Annotated in this window: 20 protein-coding genes; 14 read left to right on the forward strand and 6 right to left on the reverse strand. The window is 38.7% G+C overall.

Going from position 1 to position 19554, the window contains the following annotated elements:
* Positions 1 to 48: 48 nt before the first annotated feature.
* The gene (locus tag CZ490_RS20660; RefSeq protein ID WP_077620623.1) at positions 49 to 1212 is read right to left on the reverse strand and encodes an MFS transporter; all 1164 of its coding nucleotides are present in this window, start codon (positions 1210 to 1212) and stop codon (positions 49 to 51) included.
* Positions 1213 to 1310: 98 nt separating this feature from the next.
* Between CZ490_RS20660 and CZ490_RS20665 the strand changes: the two genes are divergently transcribed.
* The 3 genes from CZ490_RS20665 to CZ490_RS20675 all read left to right on the forward strand — a co-directional run bounded on the left by CZ490_RS20665 (position 1311) and on the right by CZ490_RS20675 (position 3663).
* Positions 1311 to 1736: an OsmC family protein gene (locus tag CZ490_RS20665; protein WP_472924290.1), complete on the forward strand. Its 426-nt coding sequence runs from the start codon at positions 1311 to 1313 to the stop codon at positions 1734 to 1736.
* 334 nt (positions 1737 to 2070) lie between these two features.
* On the forward strand, positions 2071 to 2691 hold the full coding sequence (locus CZ490_RS20670; RefSeq protein WP_077620625.1) for a YczE/YyaS/YitT family protein: 621 nt from the start codon (positions 2071 to 2073) through the stop codon (positions 2689 to 2691).
* 153 nt (positions 2692 to 2844) lie between these two features.
* On the forward strand, positions 2845 to 3663 hold the full coding sequence (locus CZ490_RS20675; RefSeq protein WP_077620626.1) for a YfkD famly protein: 819 nt from the start codon (positions 2845 to 2847) through the stop codon (positions 3661 to 3663).
* A 43-nt stretch (positions 3664 to 3706) separates the two neighbouring features.
* On the opposite strand, the gene yfkAB is transcribed toward CZ490_RS20675, so the two are convergent.
* Positions 3707 to 4828 carry a radical SAM/CxCxxxxC motif protein YfkAB gene (gene yfkAB, locus CZ490_RS20680; protein WP_077620627.1) on the reverse strand — a complete coding sequence of 374 codons (1122 nt, stop codon included), beginning with the start codon at positions 4826 to 4828 and terminating at the stop codon, positions 3707 to 3709.
* A gap of 133 nt (positions 4829 to 4961) precedes the next feature.
* Here yfkAB and CZ490_RS20685 point away from each other — a divergent pair, with 133 nt between their 5' ends.
* Complete coding sequence (locus CZ490_RS20685; protein WP_077620628.1) at positions 4962 to 5150, forward strand: SE1561 family protein; 189 nt, start codon at positions 4962 to 4964, stop codon at positions 5148 to 5150.
* Positions 5151 to 5258: 108 nt separating this feature from the next.
* Here the strand turns inward: CZ490_RS20685 and CZ490_RS20690 are convergent, their stop codons facing one another.
* Positions 5259 to 6458, reverse strand: a complete 1200-nt coding sequence (locus tag CZ490_RS20690) for a DUF4317 domain-containing protein (RefSeq protein WP_077620629.1) — start codon at positions 6456 to 6458, stop codon at positions 5259 to 5261.
* A 136-nt stretch (positions 6459 to 6594) separates the two neighbouring features.
* Here CZ490_RS20690 and CZ490_RS20695 point away from each other — a divergent pair, with 136 nt between their 5' ends.
* The 3 genes from CZ490_RS20695 to pdaA all read left to right on the forward strand — a co-directional run bounded on the left by CZ490_RS20695 (position 6595) and on the right by pdaA (position 10620).
* Positions 6595 to 7833 (forward strand): MFS transporter, encoded by a 1239-nt coding sequence (locus tag CZ490_RS20695; protein ID WP_077620630.1) that lies wholly within the window; start codon positions 6595 to 6597, stop codon positions 7831 to 7833.
* 108 nt (positions 7834 to 7941) lie between these two features.
* Complete coding sequence (locus tag CZ490_RS20700; RefSeq protein WP_077621126.1) at positions 7942 to 9474, forward strand: fumarate hydratase; 1533 nt, start codon at positions 7942 to 7944, stop codon at positions 9472 to 9474.
* 354 nt (positions 9475 to 9828) lie between these two features.
* Positions 9829 to 10620 carry a delta-lactam-biosynthetic de-N-acetylase gene (gene pdaA, locus CZ490_RS20705; protein ID WP_077621127.1) on the forward strand — a complete coding sequence of 264 codons (792 nt, stop codon included), beginning with the start codon at positions 9829 to 9831 and terminating at the stop codon, positions 10618 to 10620.
* Between the two features lie 37 nt (positions 10621 to 10657).
* Here pdaA and CZ490_RS20710 read toward each other — a convergent pair whose 3' ends face one another.
* Positions 10658 to 11260 (reverse strand): lysozyme inhibitor LprI family protein, encoded by a 603-nt coding sequence (locus CZ490_RS20710; RefSeq protein WP_077620631.1) that lies wholly within the window; start codon positions 11258 to 11260, stop codon positions 10658 to 10660.
* A 157-nt stretch (positions 11261 to 11417) separates the two neighbouring features.
* On the opposite strand from CZ490_RS20710, the gene CZ490_RS20715 reads away from it, so the two are divergent.
* The 4 genes from CZ490_RS20715 (at position 11418) to rlmD (ending at position 13960) form a co-directional block, all read left to right on the forward strand.
* The gene (locus tag CZ490_RS20715; RefSeq protein ID WP_077620632.1) at positions 11418 to 11741 is read left to right on the forward strand and encodes a DMT family transporter; all 324 of its coding nucleotides are present in this window, start codon (positions 11418 to 11420) and stop codon (positions 11739 to 11741) included.
* Complete coding sequence (locus CZ490_RS20720; protein ID WP_077620633.1) at positions 11741 to 12100, forward strand: DMT family transporter; 360 nt, start codon at positions 11741 to 11743, stop codon at positions 12098 to 12100. The genes CZ490_RS20715 and CZ490_RS20720 overlap by 1 nt, the downstream gene beginning before the upstream one ends.
* Positions 12101 to 12155: 55 nt before the next feature.
* Positions 12156 to 12467 (forward strand): cupin domain-containing protein, encoded by a 312-nt coding sequence (locus tag CZ490_RS20725; protein ID WP_077620634.1) that lies wholly within the window; start codon positions 12156 to 12158, stop codon positions 12465 to 12467.
* A gap of 95 nt (positions 12468 to 12562) precedes the next feature.
* Positions 12563 to 13960: a 23S rRNA (uracil(1939)-C(5))-methyltransferase RlmD gene (gene rlmD, locus CZ490_RS20730; RefSeq protein ID WP_077621128.1), complete on the forward strand. Its 1398-nt coding sequence runs from the start codon at positions 12563 to 12565 to the stop codon at positions 13958 to 13960.
* A 26-nt stretch (positions 13961 to 13986) separates the two neighbouring features.
* Here rlmD and CZ490_RS22205 read toward each other — a convergent pair whose 3' ends face one another.
* The gene (locus CZ490_RS22205; RefSeq protein ID WP_142255408.1) at positions 13987 to 14166 is read right to left on the reverse strand and encodes a hypothetical protein; all 180 of its coding nucleotides are present in this window, start codon (positions 14164 to 14166) and stop codon (positions 13987 to 13989) included.
* Between the two features lie 717 nt (positions 14167 to 14883).
* On the opposite strand from CZ490_RS22205, the gene CZ490_RS20735 reads away from it, so the two are divergent.
* The 3 genes from CZ490_RS20735 (at position 14884) to CZ490_RS20745 (ending at position 18193) form a co-directional block, all read left to right on the forward strand.
* Positions 14884 to 16047 carry a serine hydrolase domain-containing protein gene (locus CZ490_RS20735; RefSeq protein ID WP_234987269.1) on the forward strand — a complete coding sequence of 388 codons (1164 nt, stop codon included), beginning with the start codon at positions 14884 to 14886 and terminating at the stop codon, positions 16045 to 16047.
* Between the two features lie 573 nt (positions 16048 to 16620).
* Positions 16621 to 16857: a hypothetical protein gene (locus CZ490_RS20740; protein ID WP_077620635.1), complete on the forward strand. Its 237-nt coding sequence runs from the start codon at positions 16621 to 16623 to the stop codon at positions 16855 to 16857.
* 292 nt (positions 16858 to 17149) lie between these two features.
* On the forward strand, positions 17150 to 18193 hold the full coding sequence (locus tag CZ490_RS20745) for a GGDEF domain-containing protein (RefSeq protein ID WP_159439998.1): 1044 nt from the start codon (positions 17150 to 17152) through the stop codon (positions 18191 to 18193).
* Between the two features lie 56 nt (positions 18194 to 18249).
* Here the strand turns inward: CZ490_RS20745 and CZ490_RS20750 are convergent, their stop codons facing one another.
* Positions 18250 to 19488, reverse strand: coding sequence for a helix-turn-helix domain-containing protein (locus CZ490_RS20750; protein ID WP_077620637.1), 1239 nt, complete (start codon positions 19486 to 19488; stop codon positions 18250 to 18252).
* Positions 19489 to 19554: the final 66 nt, after the last annotated feature.

Genomic DNA, 19554 nt, shown 5'->3' on the forward strand with positions numbered 1-19554 from the left:
CAAAATTCTGAAAAATAGGCCGATAAAAAAAGACTTCCATCGGGGAAGTCAGTTTTCAGCGGTTTTGGGAGCTGTTCTCGTACCAAAAACGGAGATGACAAGAAGAATTACGAATAAAATTGTTCCGATGACATTAAAAAAACTAATGTTATCAACGTATTGGATAAACAAACCTCCGACAAATGGACCGATTAGACTTCCAATACTGAAGAAAATACCACATAAAAGATTACCTGTTGGTAGTAAATTCTTTGGCATCAAGTCTGTCATATAAGAGATGCCAAGTGAAAATGTAGATCCAACAGCCATCCCTGCGAAAGTAATACAGATCCATAGTCCTACATGAGAGTGTTCAAGGAAGCTTGCGATGCTAAAGCTTAAGAAACCTAAAAACAACACAATCATTAAGATATTTCGTCGTCCAAATTTATCACTCATGATTCCTAAAGGGAGCTGAGTGATGATACTTCCAAGTGCAAATGAAGTGAGTAAGATGGAGACGAACGTGACATCAAGGTCAATCCGTAATCCGTATACAGGGAAACTTCCGTTTAGCGATGATTCTAAAAATCCATAAGCAAGGGGTGGTAAAAATGCGACCCATGCATACTTCCATGCTTTTGAAAAACGATGTAGTGTCTCTCGAAACGAATTCACACCAAGCTCTTGTTCAGGGAATTCATTTTTTAACAAGAATAAAAAGAACCAGCCAATTAAACAAAGAACTGAGGATAGAATAAAAGGTAGTGCCTCATTGATATTTACTAACGGTGTCATCATAGGACCTGTTGCAAAGCCAAGTCCAAAGAACAATCCATATAAGGAGATGTTTCGACCGCGTTTGTTTTCTGGAGAAAAAGATGTAATCCATGTTTGTGTTCCGAAATGTAATGCATGATCTCCAATCCCAATTAAAAGCCGTAAGATAAACCAAAACCAAAACGTCTTCCATAAAGGAAATAACGCGAGTGATAGTACAACGAGTAGCCCACCAAACAGTATGACGGGTTTATAACCATATTTACGCAACGGGTACTCCATAAATGGAGAAACAAATAAGATTCCAATATAGAGGGCGGTTGCATTAAGACCATTTAAGGTAGATGACAGTCCACTGTTTTCAAAGATAACAGCAATTAATGGTAACAGCATGCCTTGACTAAAACCTGATATCGAGACAATGCTTACTAAAATCCAAAAGCGCAATTTCATGTTGTTATTCCCCCACTTCAATTTCCTATCTAATCATACAAAATTACAGGTAGATTGAAAATGGAAAAGATCGAATCTCTTTTCATCTGGGGCGGAAAATGAGTAAACTAGAATTAATAATAGGAACTGGGGGAATTTCTGTGATTTTTAAAATGAAGGAAGTTGGATTTAGTACAGATTTGGAATTTGGAGAATTGCATGTTGCAGGGGATGAGGCTTATGGATTTCGCCCTTATCAGCTTTTAGTGTCATCTATTGCAGCTTGTAGTGGAGGTACGCTTCGCAAAATTCTTGAAAAAAAGAGAATGACTATCGAGGATATCACGATTAAAGCTGAAGTAGAGCGAAACGAGGCTCATGCGAATCGGGTCGAGAAAGTTTTGCTTCATTACGTAATCAAAGGCAATGATTTGGATGAGCAAAAAATTGAGCGTTCAATCGAAGTAGCTCATCGAAATTGTCCAATTGCGCAATCGGTGAAGGGGAGCATTGATATTATTGAAACGTTTGAAATCATAAAATAATGATGCCAAGATTTTGAGTTCAAGACAAAAAACAACTCTGTGCAGATGGTGATCCACACAGAGTTGTTTGTTTTTTCTTCTAAGTACTTGTTAAGGGATAATTTTCACAGGTGTACTCTCCGTCAGCCAATTCGATAGCATACCCCCTCATTTTAAAGGTATGGTCTCCTTATCCCTCCTTCAATTAAGGTATACTTTATATTATTTACCTAACATTAAAAATATTCAGGTAAATTTAAAAAATCTCGCTAATTTTTTAATAATTGATTATAATAAGCTACATTGTTTAACCTAATTGTAATAAAAATTTAGCTTGAGGGAGCTTGGGCACATCATGATTGTACGACGGATACTATTTTTCTCGATAGGACTTTTTATTTTAGCACTAGGAATTAGTTTGATGATCATTGCGAATATAGGGGCCGGTGCTTGGGATGCACTCAATGTTGGACTTTCAGAGACAATCGGTTTAACGGTTGGAAATTGGGTCATACTTGTTGGGATTCTATTAATGTTTGTAAATGCATTTTTATTGAAGGAACGTCCAGCTTTTTTAGCGATTGGGACAATCATCGTAATTGGATTCTTCGTTGATTTTTGGTTATTAATTGCGTTGGATGAGTGGACCCCTAGTGGATTAATGATTAAGATTCTCGCATTAGTAGGAGGATTAGTGATTGCATCACTTGGAATTGCGATATACCTACAAGCAAAGTTTCCACTCTCCCCAATCGATAATCTGATGCTGGCAATCAGTAAGCGATTTAAACTAAGGTACGGGGTTTCAAAAACGATTGCGGAAGCAACGGGGCTGATTTTGGCGCTATTGTTCGGAGGACCAATTGGTATCGGGACATTGGTCGTTACATTTGCGATTGGACCGTTTGTACAACTTTTCTTTCCATATTTTGAAAGGTTGATGCAAAAAGGAACAGGGGGCTATTCAGAAACCTAAACAACTCAATTTTTTTAAAACGGAATTGCTGGTCCCATGCCGGCATTTCTTTTTTTATATGCAAATACCTAATAATTTCCTGCTCAAAGGATGGATATTCTCTAAAACCTTCGAAAACACTATACACAAAGCCAATGAAAGGAGTACCGACCTATGAAACGGAATTTTCTTTTTATAGTTGCCGTCGTGTTTTTGCTTCATTTTGTAGCAGGAACCGCCATGGCGGAAGGTACCGAAAAAACGAAGGGTGAAAAAGCAGATAAATTCAAAATTCCTAGTTCCGTTTTGGACATCTCGCAGGATAACACGTATCCGAACCCAACACAGGATTTGCCGTATCTCCAGCCAAGCAAACTTACACAAGAGCTAATTGATAGTGCTGAAGTGCCCATCGAAAATCCGAATCTCATTCGTATTTTAAATGAATCAGCCATTCAAACAACACCACTTGCTGTTGGCTATCGAGCGACTATTTATTTGGGGCAATGGCCACTGAACTATGAATCATCTGAAACAAGTGCGAATTGGGAATATGAAAAAATCAATACGAATTATTATGACAATCGTGGTGGAAAAGCTCCATACAAAATCCATTACAAACAGGAAGTGCAAAAAATCGTCAGAGGTGGATTAACAGCTGAAATTCAAGATGCTGACGACGTAAAGAAAATGATGTTAATAGAAGCGGCAAATAAATCAAAGCTTCCTTTGTCATTTACAACGATTATAGGTGGAGGAACGAAAAAGGACCAAATCTATAATGTACCTCCCAAGAAGCTTGGATACTTGTATGCTTATGCGCCGGCTGTCAATGAAAAAGGGAAGGTTACATACGGTGAAGTCTACCTTGTGCTAAAAGGGAGCAAAAAATCCATCGTTGTAAAGAACGTAACTCACCAAGGTATCGGTGCTTGGATTCCAGTCCAAGACCATGTATCTTACGGATTCCTCGTATCAGACACTCCGAGATAATGATAGAAAAAAGAATTCGGGCGCTAAAGGTACGCCCGATTTTTTATATATTTGCTTGCCGTTTTGTAAAGTCGTCTTCTTTATAATAGGCATCTTTTACGAGAATATTTGGACCAAGACATTTTACAGCTGGACAATGACAGCTAATTTCTTTTGCGATTTTGGTTCCAGCCCAATTATCATAAGCATCCTGTAGCGATGTATCGAGAATATTACCAAGTGGGGGAGTATCGCCAAAATCGGTCACGATAATATCGCCATTAAAAATGTTCACATTTAGTCTTGAACGCCCATCTGGGTCATTACGGACGGTCACATTTTTACTTTTATAAAGACGCTTTAATAAAGTAAGATCCTCATCGTTGCTACTGCACGCATAAAATGGGAGTGTACCAAACAACATCCAGATATCTTCATTGCGAATATCAAGTAGATGATGAATGGCACCCCTGATGTCTTCTAGTGACAACACCTCAAGATTGCTTGCAAAATCACTTGGGTACATAGGATGCACCTCATGCCTTCCACATTCCATTTCTTCTACTATTTGTTTGTGAATTTTTTCTAAATACGGAAGCGTTCGTTTGTTCAACATGGTTTCCGCTGCAACCAAAACTCCAGCCCTTGAAAGAGCCTTACTATTTTCAATCATTCGGGTAAAATAACGTTCGCGCTGCTCGAATGTTGGCTTCTTCTCCATCATCGCAAAGCCACCCTCGACAAATTCGTCGACTGTTCCCCAGTTGTGTGAAATATGAAGCACATCCAAATAGGGAACGATTTTCTCATAACGAGCTAAATCAAGGGTGAGATTTGAGTTGATTTGAGTACGAACCCCTCTATCATGGGTATACTTAAGAAGAGGGACGACATAATTGTCAACCGATTTTGTGGAAAGCATAGGCTCGCCACCTGTAATACTTAACGAACGAAGCTTTGGGATTTCATCGAGGCGCTTAAGCAATAAATCGATTGGAAGGCCTTTAGGATCCTTTGGCTGAAGTGTGTAGCCAACTGCACAATGCTCGCATCTCATGTTACATAGATAGGTGGTTGTAAATTCTATATTGGTAAGTTGCATTGAGCCATACTGCTCAACATCTAAATAAGCCTCCCACGGATCATGAGCGGGAGAAATTCGTATAGAAGATTGTAAATTTGTCATTATGTAGCTCCTTTGTTGGATTTGGTGAACCACAAATCCCATAGGCATTGTATTGAAAAGAATAAAGGTTGTCAATGTATACAACATCAACTAAGATAAAAAAAGAATTCGAATAGGAAAGGAACGTTGTCATTTGGGAAACGCGATTCATGATAAGGACTTACAGATAACCTATTTAAAAAATCGCCTAAATATGTTTTTAGAAGTGATTGATTCAATGGACCCTGAATCAACTGATCTTGAAGATATCGACCGTCTCATCGGAATGCTCGATGACCTAGAAGGAAAGTACGAACGATTCAAGAAGGATTGGAAAGAGTAAAAGATGTGGGACGCTCAGCTGCTGTTGGGCGTTTTAGTATAAGAGTTGCTAGGTCACAGCTCGAAAAACAAAAAAAACAGTGGATTTCAATGAATCCACTGTTTTGCTTTAAAAGGAACCAGTAGAACTGTCCCCGTTATCTCCTGGGTTCTTTGTCTCTAGGGTTAGTCCCTCAACAATGACGTCTTCATCGATTTCTAGTAGGAGGCAGCGCTTGCCTTGGTACATGATGTATTTGACGTGTCGTAGGTCTTTTGGGCCAAGTGTGAGCTTGGCAACTTTGGTGTTGATTTTGATTGATTTTGGAACAAGGTTTGTTGCTTTGAATTCATGTCGTTCATCATCAACTACACTTTTAAAAGCATGCTCAACCTTTACAGTATCCACATTTTCAACGCCACTTACTTTCAAGATACGCTCAACGTCTTGGTAGTTGATCATCGGTGGTTCGCTGTCTTCCTGCTCATCTTCTTCTTTTTCCTGAACAAAGCGGTCAATTTCTTCATAGACGTTTGAAATAACATCGGACTCTACCGTGTCCCCAATTACATTTTTCAGGATCATCTCGAAGCCAATCTTATCATCTTCTGCTGTCATGATATCTTCACAGTTTAATACATCGAGAATGAACGTATAGCTTGGCTCATTTGACTTTCCAGCTGAATAAAGAACATGATTTACATCTGCCGCATTGTCATTAAAGGCTGGAAAAAGGAAACCAGTCAACGGAGCACTCAGATTTATCACTGGATCAAGTTCAGTGTTTGGTTTAAAGGTTCTTTCGATATAATCAAAAACCAACGTCTTCTTCGGTTGGTCAATTTTATTTAGGCTACAAAGAATGAGAGGACTATAATAAACCTCATCCGAGCCGCCCATTTCAGATTCAGGGTCACGTTTTCGTGTGGGTTTACGGTATTCAGCACGTATGAACGTTACCACTGTGTCAAACTCATAGACCTTAGTAGCATACATTTTCTCTACGATTTGAAGCATTTGCTCTAGCCAATCCTCGGTATCTTCCATTTGTAGCCCATCATAAAGTAGGTCTCGTGTGCTATTTTCAACGCCATGTTGGAACTTTAATTCAAAAAGCTTTATATCTAGCTGACCAGTCAGAGTCTTCTTAAAGTTATCTAAAAATAACTCCTGTGCTTCTTGTTCAAGCAACTCAAATGGCTGACATATATGATGGTAAATCTCATTGGATTCTTTTTTCACATATACATTAAAAATCTCTTTAATTTTCAAGTATTGATTATCTAATTTAAATTGTTTGCGGATGTTTGCGACGTCTTTTTTATTCATTGATCTCAACTCCCATTGTTAGATTATACATGCTGTGATGAAAAATTGTAATGATTGATTTTTTAACATATGTCTGAGCACTACTGCTGCAAAAATCCATATACATACTGTAAAAAGCAAACAGGAGTAGATAACAATGAACAAACAAAATAGTTATTTCAGATGGGTTATTTTTGCTTCTGTTTTATTTACGTATGTAGTCATGTCAAGTCAACGCACTGCCCCTGGATTAATTACAGACCAATTGATGACGGACTTTCAAGTCACTGCAACAACAATAGGACTACTAACTAGCATTCAATTTCTCGTGTATACAGGTTTGCAAATGCCGATGGGAATTTTGGCAGATCGATATGGACCTAATTTTTTTCTTATATTTGGCGCAATCCTAACGGGTGTCGGGACCATTATTTATAGCGTAGGAACCCATGAGTTCATCCTCTTTTTTGCACGGATTTTAACAGGAATAGGGGATGCGACCATTTGGGTGAATCTAGTCCTCATACTAAGTAGATGGTTTAACGAAAAGGAATTTACGCGTCTAATTGGTGTGGCAGGAATGACTGGAAGTCTCGGATTTCTATTGGCCACGGTTCCTTTTTCTGCATTAATCGTTCTTTTAGGTTGGCGAGGAGCATTCCTTTCAGGAGGAATCCTCTTATGTTTGTGTGGGACCTTTCTCTATTTTGTGCTAGTGAAAAAGCCTGGCCATTCTCTTATTGAGAGAAAAGAAGTTCAACGTGAAAAAACACAGGTTTTACTGCGTCGGACCTTTTCAAGTCGTCAAGCATGGGCCTTGTTTCTATGCCATTTTGGTCTTGTCGGTGGTTATTTAGGGTTTATCGGTTCATGGGCTGTGCCATATGGAATCGAATTTTATGGGCTCACGCGTATGGAAGCAAGTCAGTTCATTATGATTAGTTTAATCGGGGCTCTAATTGGCGCTCCCTTGATTGGTTGGATTTCTAGTCGATTAGGAAAAATCAAACGACCTTATCTCTTTTTTCATATCGTAACAGTCCTATGTTGGTCAGCTTTTCTACTATTTGTTGAAGGACCACCATTATTCTTGCTCATTTCTCTTTTCTTTATCATTGGATTTGCGTTTGGCTCTAACTCTTTAACCTTTGCTGTCGCTCGAAAAACCTTTCCAACAAGTGAAGCGGGCATGGTGACAGGGTTTGCGAATACGGGAGGATTTTTAAGCGCGGTTTTACTTCCCGCCTTTTTCGGATTCGTATTGGACCATTTCCATGCAGGCTACTATTTTGGTTTCATCATTCCCCTCGTATTTTCCATCTTTGGATTGATTGGAGTGAATCTTATCAAAGAGAAAACCCAGGTCACGAACGTTACGTTACCATCAAATGAATAAAATCTGGAATCGCTTGCAAATCCCTTTCCGAAAAAAATAGATAGGAGTATAATGAAAATTGTGATTACAATGTATAAAATCGGGGATATAAGGGAAAGGGGAATACAGATGGAAAAACTACAGCAAAGTATGTACAAACTAATTGTAGAGACATCAACAAGACTTCCAAAGGATGTACGTAGAGCAGTTGCTCGCGCAAAAGCAAGTGAAAGTGCCGGTACGCGTGCTGCTATGTCTCTTTCAACCATCACCAACAATATTTCAATGGCAGATGTAAATGTATCTCCAATCTGTCAGGATACAGGTTTACCAACCTTCAAAGTGAAAACTCCTGTTGGAGTGAACCAATTAAAAATCAAAGCGGCAATTCGTGAAGCAATTGTTGAAGCTACTAAAGATGGAAAACTCCGTCCGAACTCAGTTGATTCATTGACTGGAAAAAACAGTGGGGACAACCTGGGTGAAGGAGTTCCTGTAATTAAATTTGAACAATGGGAAAAAGATTACATCGATGTCCGCTTAATTTTAAAAGGTGGCGGATGTGAAAATAAAAACATTCAATATAGCTTACCGTGTGAGCTAGAGGGACTTGGTCGTGCGGGTCGTGACCTAGATGGAATTCGTAAGTGTATCATGCACTCTGTCTACCAAGCGCAAGGGCAAGGCTGTAGTGCTGGATTCATTGGCGTTGGAATCGGAGGAGACCGCACTTCTGGTTATGAGTTAGCAAAAGAACAGCTTTTCCGCTCTGTTGAAGATGAGAATCCAAACGAAGATCTTCGCAAACTTGAAGAATACGTAATGGAAAATGCGAACAAGCTTGGTATTGGTACGATGGGCTTTGGTGGTGAAACAACGCTACTTGGTTGTAAAGTTGGTGTGATGCACCGTATCCCTGCTAGCTTCTTTGTTTCTGTTGCCTACAACTGCTGGGCGTATCGCCGTCTAGGTGTCACTCTTGATGCAGAATCTGGTGACATCAAAGACTGGTTATACCAGGATGGGGAAGAAATCGACTTCTCTAAAGAACAAGAAGAGGTTGAAGTGAAATCTGAGACTCGTGAGGTTGTGCTACAAGCACCAATCACTGAAGAGCAGATTCGTGAACTAAAAGTTGGTGATGTGGTTAAAATCAACGGCCGTATGTTTACTGGCCGTGACGCAATCCACAAGCATCTTTCTGAAAATGATGCACCGGTTGATTTAGACGGTCAAATTATTTATCACTGTGGTCCGGTTATGCTTAAGGATGAAGATGGAAACTGGCATGTGAAAGCTGCCGGCCCAACAACAAGTATTCGTGAGGAGCCTTACCAAGGTGACATCATGAAAAAGTTCGGCATCCGCGCTGTAATCGGTAAAGGTGGAATGGGACCAAAAACACTTGCGGCACTTAAAGAGCATGGTGGCGTGTACCTAAATGCAATCGGTGGAGCTGCACAATACTATGCAGACTGCATCAAGTCAGTTGATGGTGTCGATCTCATGGAGTTTGGTATCCCTGAAGCAATGTGGCATCTATCCGTAGAAGGCTTCACAGCCGTTGTCACAATGGACTCTCACGGCAATAGCTTACACGAGGACGTCGACAAATCATCACTAGAAAAATTAGAACAATTCAAAGAGCGAGTATTCGCTTAATATATAGTTTCGGTGAGCCCGTTACGGTTATGCGTAGCGGGTTTTTCTGTTAATCGATTTTTAGCATATTTATAGGCCAGGGCATAAAAAATTTCGAGTACGGCGCAATTATTGAAAGATGGGGAACAATCAATTGGAGTTAGGGCACAATTATTGAAATATATGGCACAATTAGTTTAAGGTAGGGCAGATAAAGTCGAGTTTAGGTACTAATCCCCACACCCCATTTATATACCTCCACCTCACAAAATCTTTTTGGTAAACTATTCCCTGCATGAACTCCCTAAATGTGGTAAAAACTAACCCTACTACTAACGGAGTTTGGGAGGTTTTATTTTGAAAAGGCTTTGTGGCATACTTCTTCTTTTAACAGTTACCTTTTCATTCGCTGGTGCCCACCAAGCGGCAGCAGCCTATTCGAACGCACCTATACATTGGGGCTTCAAAAAGAGCAAAAATCATGAACCAGCCTCAGCAGGCGATGCGTATGAAAAACTACTCGCAAAATATGGATCATATTATATTGGAGACACAACAAAAAAAGATATCTACCTTACTTTTGACAACGGGTATGAAAATGGCTATACCGGACAAGTTCTTGATGTGTTAAAAGAAAAAAAGGTCCCTGCGACTTTCTTTGTAACGGGGCACTATCTAAAAGACCAAGCCGACCTTGTTAAACGAATGGCAAAGGAAGGCCATATCGTTGGAAATCATTCATGGTATCATCCGGATTTAACACGAGTAAGTGACGAGCGTTTACGAAAAGAATTGGATTCAGTTCGCGAAGAAGTAAAGGAGCTGACCGGGCAAGACGTAACCTATCTTCGTCCACCACGTGGCATATTCAGTGAGCGAACATTAGCTCTATCGAACAACCTTGGCTATCAAAATGTGTTCTGGTCGCTAGCTTTTGTAGATTGGCATATCAACAATCAACTTGGATGGGAATATTCCTACAATAATATCATGAGGCAAATTCATCCTGGTGCGATACTCTTACTGCATACCGTTTCAAGAGATAATGCGGAAGCACTTGGAAAAGCGATTGATGATTTACGGAAAGAAGGCTATACCTTCCGTAGCTTAGACCATCTCATGGCGGAAAAGTCGATCAAAGAAGGGCTGTTGTTTGACTTAGACTAAAAGAAAGAAGGACTTAGAATATACCTAAGTCCTTTTATCAATTCATATATTTTTCAACCAATTCATAGCATCGTTCCCTAGTGAACTCTGCTTGTGCACTTATTTTAACTAAAGACTCCATTGTCCCGCCTTCATGCAGGGCAGCTTCTTCACTCGCCACTCGATATTTTTCTTTAATCCAACGGCGCTGTTCTTCCCGTAGCTTATCCATTTGTTCAGTAGGTAGCTGTTCTTCTAAAGTAGCAAAAATTTTATTTAATGCATCATCCCACGCTTTATAGGTTAATGATGCAATTTCATCCATCTCAATTTGAGTCTCCCCTTGGGGTTGGTTTTCCAATTCTACTACAATTGCATCGAGTTCAGTAAGGAATTGTTCCTTAAGAGGGTTTTCTTCTGATGGAATCTCTTCTGAAGCCCCATTTTCATTGACTTCTTGTGTATTTTCTTCACTATCAACTGAAGCTGGTTCTTCATTCTTTTCTTCTGAAACCTCAACTTCATTTGACTCGGCTGTTTCAGGTGATTCATCTTCAACGCTTTTAAAGGGTTCATCCTTAGGCAAACTTGCCTCCTGCTCGGCATTTCCGCAAGCGACCAAACTTACCGATAAAACAGTAAATAATAAAAACTTTTTCATTGAAAAAAACTCCTTATGAATATATATTACATAGGAATCTATATGTAGTAGCTAGATCATTATGTATGTTTCTCTAAGTATAAAAGTGGATAGTCGAAACATCAACAAAAAAGGTAAAATGGTAAAAGGTACTGTTTGAATGTAGGGAGGAATCATCATGAATGCATATACTCTTCTAATCCTTGCGATTATTAGTGAAGTATTCGGCAGCTCGATGTTAAAAGCAACAGAAGGTTTTAAACGATTTCTACCTACTTTTGGGGTAATCATTGGATATGGCCTAGCATTCTATGCGCTATCACTCTCATTAAACACCTTGCCACTTGGGCTAGCCTATGCCATTTGGGCAGGAGTTGGGACGGCACTGACTGCGGTAGTAGGAATCATCGTCTATAAAGAGAGTGTCGATATGAAAAAAATTCTCGGATTCCTTTTAATTATCGGGGGAGTCGTTTTATTAAATGTGGGAGGGGGTCACTAATGAGAGGGTATTTGGCGTTATCCATTTCAATAGTAGGTGAAATTTTTGCAACAACCATGTTAAAAATGTCAGAAGGATTCACAGTTCTGTATCCGTCCATTGGTGTCATTATTGGATATGGTCTAGCATTCTATTGCCTAGCCCTATGCTTAAAAACCCTGCCGCTGAGTTTGGCTTATGCGATTTGGTCTGGTGTAGGAACAGCTCTAACTGCAGTCATTGGCGCACTTATGTGGGGCGAGGTGTTTGACATTCTTAAATTAGCAGGTATCGCCTTAATCATTGGTGGCGTGATTTTATTAAATTCTTCGAAGAATGAAGATGTAGAAAAGGAGTCACCAAAAGCAAAGGCACTATGATTAATACGTAAACCTTATTATAATGAAAGGGAATACATAATAAGGGGGAGTAGAAATGGTTGGAGAATGGGAAAATGCAGAACCAGGGGTAAAACGAAAAATATTCCCACCGGGTGAATCGGTGATGATGATGGAAGTTCACTTTGAAAAAGGTGCAGAAGGGTATCAACACAGTCACCCACATGAGCAACTCACGTACGTAATGAAGGGAAGCTTTCAGTTCACAATTGAAGGGGAGCAAACAACGGTATCTCAAGGAGAAACCATTTTTATCCCAGGGAACCATAAACATGGCGTTTTTGCATTAGAAGAAGGTATCTTACTCGATACGTTCACACCACTTCGTGAAGATCTACTAAAGAGGTAAATTAAGGAATCCCCTTGCTTGCAGGGGGATTTTTTTACTGTCCAAATGGTATAATGTGTACTAACACGTATGAATCGAATAGAAAGTTGTGTGTAATGATGAAACAACAAAAAGAAAACCAAGCAAAGTTAGAGGTGGGACAAACATTCCCCCTTACAATAAAACGACTCGGAATTAATGGAGAAGGCGTTGGATATTTTAAACGGCAGGTTGTCTTCGTACCGGGTGCACTTCCAGGTGAAGAGGTAGTGGTGGAAGCAACAAAGGTTCATCCGAAATTCTCTGAAGGTCGAGTTAAAAAGATTCGTAAAAAGTCAGAGCATCGTGTAAAACCACCATGTCCAATCTATGATCAGTGTGGCGGATGCCAACTTCAGCACTTGGATTACCGTCAGCAATTGAAAGAGAAGCGGGACATTGTTGTTCAAGCCTTTGAACGATACGGTAAGACACCAATTGAAAAGCTCAATATAAAGGACACAATTGGAATGGACAATCCATGGAGCTACCGAAACAAAAGTCAGTTCCAAGTAGGACTAGATAAACAAAAAGTGATTGCGGGACTTTACGGCTTAAATTCTCACAAGCTAATCGATATCGCTGATTGCATGATTCAGCATCCAGCAACGAGCAAGGTTACTCAAACTGTTAAAATGATACTCCAGGATCTAAAAATATCCATTTACAACGAGCGAAAACGAAAAGGATTAGTGCGTACAATCGTTACTAGAGTAGGCGTTCAGACCGGAGAAGTACAACTAGTCTTAATCACAGCCCAAAAAGAAATCCCAAGAAAAGCACTATTAATAGAAGAAATCACAAAAAGGTTACCAGAAGTAAAATCAATCATCCAAAACATCAACGGACAAAAGACGTCCCTTATTTTTGGTGACGAGTCGATTCACTTACACGGAAACGAAGTCATTCAAGAAACACTTGGAGACCTTTCATTTGAGTTATCAGCTAGAGCCTTCTTCCAATTGAACCCAGAACAGACCGTCAAACTATACGATGAAGTAAAAAAAGCAGCACAATTAACCGGTAAGGAAAAAATCGTCGATGCGTACTGTGGAGTTGGAACAATCGGACTGTGGCTAGCAGATGGGGCAGCCGAAATCCGTGGAATTGAAATTATCCCAGAAGCCATTGAAGATGCGAAAAAAAATGCTAAAAAACACGGCTTCAAAAACGCTACCTATGCAGTAGGAAAAGCAGAAAACCTCCTGCCAAAATGGGTAAAAGAAGGCTGGCGACCAGACGTCATCGTCGTTGACCCACCACGTACCGGGTGTGACGATCAATTCCTACAAACGGTCTTAAAAGTAAAACCGAAGAAAATGGTGTACGTGTCTTGTAATCCATCTACCTTGGCAAAGGATATTCAAGTTTTGTCGAAGCTTTATAAGGTGGAATATGTGCAGCCGGTGGATATGTTTCCGCATACGGCGCACGTTGAGTGCGTCTCGCAACTCATTTTAAGAGAAGGCAACTAACCTTATGGGGCGTTGCCTTTGCCTTTTTAATTCTCTTGAAGCGGATTAACAAAACTATAGTGAATATGGACATCACCATTAGGGCTACAAGTTATTTTCTCAACTAATGAGTGCAAAATTTGTGGTGTTAATTCCTTAAGAGCTAACACATCTTTTAACTTATTTCCTAAATGTATTGCATAATCTTCATTTTCGCAATCCTGCATTTTTTCATTAAGTTGACTTTTCTTTAACTGAAGGGACTTGATTTTGTTATCCGTTAAATCTCGATACTCTACTAATTCGACTCTTGTAATGACTATGCTTTGCGATTTGGAAGTATGTATGATTAGCTTGCCTTGATGTAAAGAGATAGGGAACTGCTGAAAAGTTCAGTTTTAGGTAATTACCGCCAAAATTAAAGCCCAAGAATGATAAAATTATACCATTCTTGGGTTTTTTTTATTAAAGTTTTTTTGCCTCTTAAATAACCACGGTGAACCGTATCATAAGTAAATGATGTTTTTAGACAAGTACCTCCCCTAAAGGTTGGGGAGGCTGGTTATTTCCCAACGGAAGTAAAAATGATAAAAAAAGTATTGTCGAATTATAAAGAGAATGGAATTACAAATTTTAGAATTCTATTAAACTAAAAATGTTCTACCATCAAATTTTTTAGCTGCTGCTCTACCCCTCTTTAGTTGCTTTAATTTCTCCAATTTAAGCCTCCATTAAACTTCTTTTTTTACTCGCATTAATACTCACTTTATTGAACGATCTTTCTGAAGTACTAATTTAAGTGTCCAGTACATCCAGTAGGAAACCAGTGCGCTGAAGTTTTAGCGGTGCGGGGTTCAAGCACTGGCCAGAATTTTATCATAAAGGATTTCCATTAGTGAATAGAGAATTGTACTATTGTCATGAAAATTCAAGGAGTGAGGGTATTGAATCATTTACAAGAAAAGCTACAGTCTCTTTTGAGAAGCTTTGTTGAAAGAGGTCCTGTTGGATGTGCATTAGCGGTACATCGTGAAGGAGAAAGACTGTTTGAGGATTATGTCGGATATGCAGATCTTGAAACAAAGAAGGAAATTACATCCGATACAATTTACCGTATTTATTCGATGACAAAGGTTGTAACTTGTACAGCAGCACTCATGTTATATGAGAAAGGTCTGTTTTTACTTAATGATCCACTAGAAGAATATTTGCCTGAATTCAAAAATCCACTCGTGTATAGGGAAACGGAGTCAGGAGAAATCTACACCACTAAAGCATCAAGGTCAATAACGGTAAAAGATTTATTTACAATGACTTCAGGGCTAACCTATCCTGGAGAAGGGAATGAAACCGAACGACAAGTAGCAAGAGTTCTAAAGGAAATGGACCAAAGAGGAGAAAGAAGGACAACGCGTCAATTATCTCAGGCTTTAGCTAGCCTTCCATTAGCCTTTGATCCAGGAACGAGATGGCATTATGGATTAAGTCATGATGTACTAGGTGCATTAATTGAGGTTCTAACCGGTAAAAGCTTTGGGGGATTTTTACAGGAAGAGATTTTTGAACCTTTGAAGATGGAGGATACCTTTTTCCGCATTCCGGAATCAAAAAAGGATCGTCTTTGCTCCTTCTATAATCGTGATGGTCAAGGGGATTTTATAAAGAACACAACAATGGATGGGAATATTCAAGCCGATGCGAAATTTGAGAGTGGAGGCGGTGGTTTACTGTCTACACTTCATGATTACAGTCGCTTTGCTCAAATGCTGGCAAATGGCGGGACTCTTGATGGTGAGCGAATCATTGGTCGAAAGACAATCGATTTAATGGCAACCGATCATCTTCGCCAAGATAATCGAGAAAACTATAATTGGGACTACCTCTCAGGATACGGGTATGGCTTAGGTGTAAGAGTCATGGTTGATCAGGCATTAGGGGGAGCGAATAGTTCAGTTGGAGAATTTGGTTGGTCAGGTTTGTTAGGTACATGGGTGTCTATTGACCCAAAAGAAAAAATCTCAGCTGTCTATATGCAGCAAATGTTACCTAACCTAGAAAGCTATCACCAACCGAGATTGCGATCTATCATTTATGGTGCACTTGATTAATAATGTGGGAAAGGGTTGGGGTAGGACATCTAAGAAGTGTCCTTGTAAATCACCAGCACCCCATGTGTTGCCAATTACACTCCACACACGTTGAAGCTGTCACGCAGATAATTTTTAAAGAAGAAGCAGGATCCCGATAAGGGAAAAACCTGCTTCTATTTACATGTTCGGATATAAAGAAAAACACACAGCTTGAAACTATGTTTAAAGAAAGTGAAGAACAATACAAGGAAGGACTTGGAATGACCACAAATAGTTTCAAAGTCACCACTCAAACCAAATTGGTGAAGTATCCACAGATGATTTCAATAATGTAAAACAATGAAATACACTCTTCCAAATAATAAACATTTCCGATTTCAATTCTGATTCACTATCAACCCCGGTTTTTCCTCATTAGGAACCCGGGCCTTTTTCTGTTATAATTCTATAGGAAATTAATAAAACTTCAATGTTTTTATCTTAGTGAACACTTACCAATCAGTCCTTAATCAATAATTTTGCTCGGCAATTTATTCACAAGGAGATACTTTCAATATATAAGTTAAATTCAATTACAGGAGGGAAACAGTAATGCAAAACGTAAAAATGAAATCTAAAATTCTAGAAATTGTTGATAATCAAATTAAAATAAATGATCCAAAAAGCACAAAGGAAACGTTGGAACGTTTGGTGACCTCAGGTCTCACTGAAATGGAGTCTAAAGAAATGATAGGTAGGGTACTTGTTGAAGAAATGTACGATATGCTAAAGAATCAGGTTCCATTTGATGAAAAGAGATACGATCAGAAATTGTCTATGCTTCCGTAGTTCCCGACCTAAGAGTAAGGATAAGAATAAATCTGTACTAATCAGCTATATTCTTAAAAACCCATTTTCAAACAAACGTTTGTTTAATGGGTTTTTCCTGTTATACCAACGACTTGCAAATTTAATCAAACGTTTGATTGAATAAAATGGGGCATAATGAAAGTGAGGAAAACGGGGCTGTACTAGTCCATTTTTGTTTATAGGCATGATCCCCTTAGGCTGTTTGCGAATCTAGTATGGATAAAAAATAACGATAGCTTGAATGTTTAAATATAGACCGAGGAGGGGAACTATGAAATTACCATATGAAAATCTGTCGCAACTAAGAAGGGCAATCTACCTATGGATTTTGCCATTTTTTATTTTGACGATACTTATTAGTTTCCTTATTGGGCACCAATTGGATCAAGTAAATAAGGACTTTTTAGTCCTTACCGTCCCTCTGTTTGTCTGGTTTACAATATGTTGGTTCGCTATTTACAAGCGTTTTTTTATGCTACTATTTGAGTATATTAATTTGGTATTCACCGGTTTTTATCATTTAATGGTGTTTAACGGATCGATTGTGAGCCAAATGATACCAGGGTTTGATTATGACTTTGGTGTTTTTATTGTTTGGCTGCCATTATATATTATTATCATTTTTATTACCTTACAGAATTGGCATCGTTTGTTTTTTTCAGCAGGGTTTATTGGAATTACAATTTGTATTGCACTTTACTATTGGGAGGAACTCCCGGCAGGAGCTTTCCCACCTATTATCCAATATATTGTGGCACAAGTTGTGTATGTGATTGTCTTGTATTTTATTCAATACATTTTGAAGGCTTTTGTTGAAAGAGACATCCTTTATAAAAGTGCATACACAGATGCGCTGACAGGAATCGCGAATCGCCTTCAATTCAACAGATGGCTTGAGAATCAAATGAAAAGGGCTGAACAACAAAATACTACCTCTTCTATTATCTTTTTTGATATTGATCACTTTAAAAAGATTAATGATACCTTTGGTCATAAGGTTGGTGATTTAGTACTCATTGAACTTGCTGAATTGGTGAAAGAAAATGTATCCGAGAGCGATTTCTTTGCACGCTGGGGTGGTGAAGAATTCATCATTCTGACAACACGTGCGGGTGAGGAGGCTTTCGGATTGGCTGAACAGATTAGAGAGAAGATTGAATACCATCAATTTACAACGGTCGTTCATGTAACAGCGAGCTTTGGTGTTACTGTATTTCGCAGAGGAGAAACCATGGATTCGGTGTTAATTCGTGCGGATAAAGGGCTTTACTTATCAAAACAAAAGGGAAGAAATCAAGTATACCTAATGGATTAATTTAATTGAATTATATTATATGGTCATACAGTTAGTTAAGTAAATGAAGCGCCTTGTCAAGGCGCTTTTATATTTCTTTCCTTATATTGCTTCGGGGTAATCCCTTCAAATTTTTTAAATACCTTTGTAAAATAGCTTTGGTCGGTAAAATGGAGCAACGAACTTATTTCCGAAAGCGGTGTGTCCGTATACATAATGAGGTTTTTTGCTTCTTCAATTTTTATCTTGCTAATATAATCACTTACTGAAATTCCAACTTCCTTTTTAAACAAACTAGACAAATAACTTTGACTTAATTGCACTTTTATTGCTATATCCTCATGTGTTACTTTTTCATATCGATTGGTATAAATATAGTTTTTGCAGGTAGAAATTGTTTTGCTGTAGTTTTCTTCTTTTACTTCAGAAACCTTTTTTGTGAATGTAAATAGTGCTTCCGTTAGAAGGTTGTCGATATCCTTCGCAGTAGACAAGTCCTCTAGACGCTGTATGTAATTATCACTTAATGAAAAGGCGATTTCTGGATGTAATCCACCATCAATGGCAGCCCTAGTTGCAATTGAAATTCCAATAATACCGATATTTTTCTTTGAACGAATATGACTTGATTTCGATAATACCCCTGTTACCTCCTCCTCTAACTTTGTGAATTTCTTCAACTCCTCGACACGTCCTTCTTTGATTATCATAAGTAGTTGTTTTTCAAGTAGAGGATCATGATGGGTTGTATTCCATTGGTCCATTCTTGTAGTGACTAAATTAGTTGGTTCCATTTTTTCAGGCATATGGTTAAGAATGGTATTCTGATATGCGACCGCTTCAGTAGAAAGTAGAATTTGATTAATCATATAATAACTCGCCACGCTGATATCTAGTAACTTCTCTTTAGTGATTACAGGTACCGTTTGATAGTAATTAAAGACTTGTTCTCTATTGGCGAACGAATGAAAGTCATTGATAATCCCATGGATTTTCTGTTCGAATAAGACATATGGGAGAGTCGGCCCAATGATTACGGTGCCTATGAATGTATCATCGTGTAGTACGCTAATAAGAATATAATTTTCGAAAAAATAGGTCCTTTTAATAATGGGAATATGATATTGCGTATTTGGTTCGAGATCTAATAGAGAAAATAGATTCTCCTTATCATTTAGATAGAGAGGATTTAAAATCCGACCATCAATACACTCGAAGGCGATATCCCCAGATGTTGTGACAAAGAATATGGATACATCATGGATATCAGATAGTAGTTTACATAATTGCCTATATTTTTTCATATGTGCTGACATAAATACACTGCCCCCCCCAACAAAATTCTAAATATAAAACAATTTACCGTAGTACTAAGTTGAAAA

Source organism: Litchfieldia sinesaloumensis, from assembly GCF_900156865.1.
Lineage (GTDB): Bacteria > Bacillota > Bacilli > Bacillales > Bacillaceae_L > Ferdinandcohnia > Ferdinandcohnia sinesaloumensis.

Coding starts and splice junctions, on each gene's coding strand:
- CZ490_RS20660 (WP_077620623.1), bottom strand. CDS start 1,212: ATGAAATTGCGCTTTTGGATTTTAGTAAGCATTGTCTCGATATCAGGT.
- CZ490_RS20665 (WP_472924290.1), top strand. CDS start 1,311: ATGAGTAAACTAGAATTAATAATAGGAACTGGGGGAATTTCTGTGATT.
- CZ490_RS20670 (WP_077620625.1), top strand. CDS start 2,071: ATGATTGTACGACGGATACTATTTTTCTCGATAGGACTTTTTATTTTA.
- CZ490_RS20675 (WP_077620626.1), top strand. CDS start 2,845: ATGAAACGGAATTTTCTTTTTATAGTTGCCGTCGTGTTTTTGCTTCAT.
- yfkAB (WP_077620627.1), bottom strand. CDS start 4,828: ATGACAAATTTACAATCTTCTATACGAATTTCTCCCGCTCATGATCCG.
- CZ490_RS20690 (WP_077620629.1), bottom strand. CDS start 6,458: ATGAATAAAAAAGACGTCGCAAACATCCGCAAACAATTTAAATTAGAT.
- CZ490_RS20695 (WP_077620630.1), top strand. CDS start 6,595: ATGAACAAACAAAATAGTTATTTCAGATGGGTTATTTTTGCTTCTGTT.
- CZ490_RS20700 (WP_077621126.1), top strand. CDS start 7,942: ATGGAAAAACTACAGCAAAGTATGTACAAACTAATTGTAGAGACATCA.
- CZ490_RS20710 (WP_077620631.1), bottom strand. CDS start 11,260: ATGAAAAAGTTTTTATTATTTACTGTTTTATCGGTAAGTTTGGTCGCT.
- CZ490_RS20715 (WP_077620632.1), top strand. CDS start 11,418: ATGAATGCATATACTCTTCTAATCCTTGCGATTATTAGTGAAGTATTC.
- CZ490_RS20720 (WP_077620633.1), top strand. CDS start 11,741: ATGAGAGGGTATTTGGCGTTATCCATTTCAATAGTAGGTGAAATTTTT.
- CZ490_RS20725 (WP_077620634.1), top strand. CDS start 12,156: ATGGTTGGAGAATGGGAAAATGCAGAACCAGGGGTAAAACGAAAAATA.
- rlmD (WP_077621128.1), top strand. CDS start 12,563: ATGATGAAACAACAAAAAGAAAACCAAGCAAAGTTAGAGGTGGGACAA.
- CZ490_RS22205 (WP_142255408.1), bottom strand. CDS start 14,166: ATGCAGGATTGCGAAAATGAAGATTATGCAATACATTTAGGAAATAAG.
- CZ490_RS20740 (WP_077620635.1), top strand. CDS start 16,621: ATGCAAAACGTAAAAATGAAATCTAAAATTCTAGAAATTGTTGATAAT.
- CZ490_RS20745 (WP_159439998.1), top strand. CDS start 17,150: ATGAAATTACCATATGAAAATCTGTCGCAACTAAGAAGGGCAATCTAC.
- CZ490_RS20750 (WP_077620637.1), bottom strand. CDS start 19,488: ATGTCAGCACATATGAAAAAATATAGGCAATTATGTAAACTACTATCT.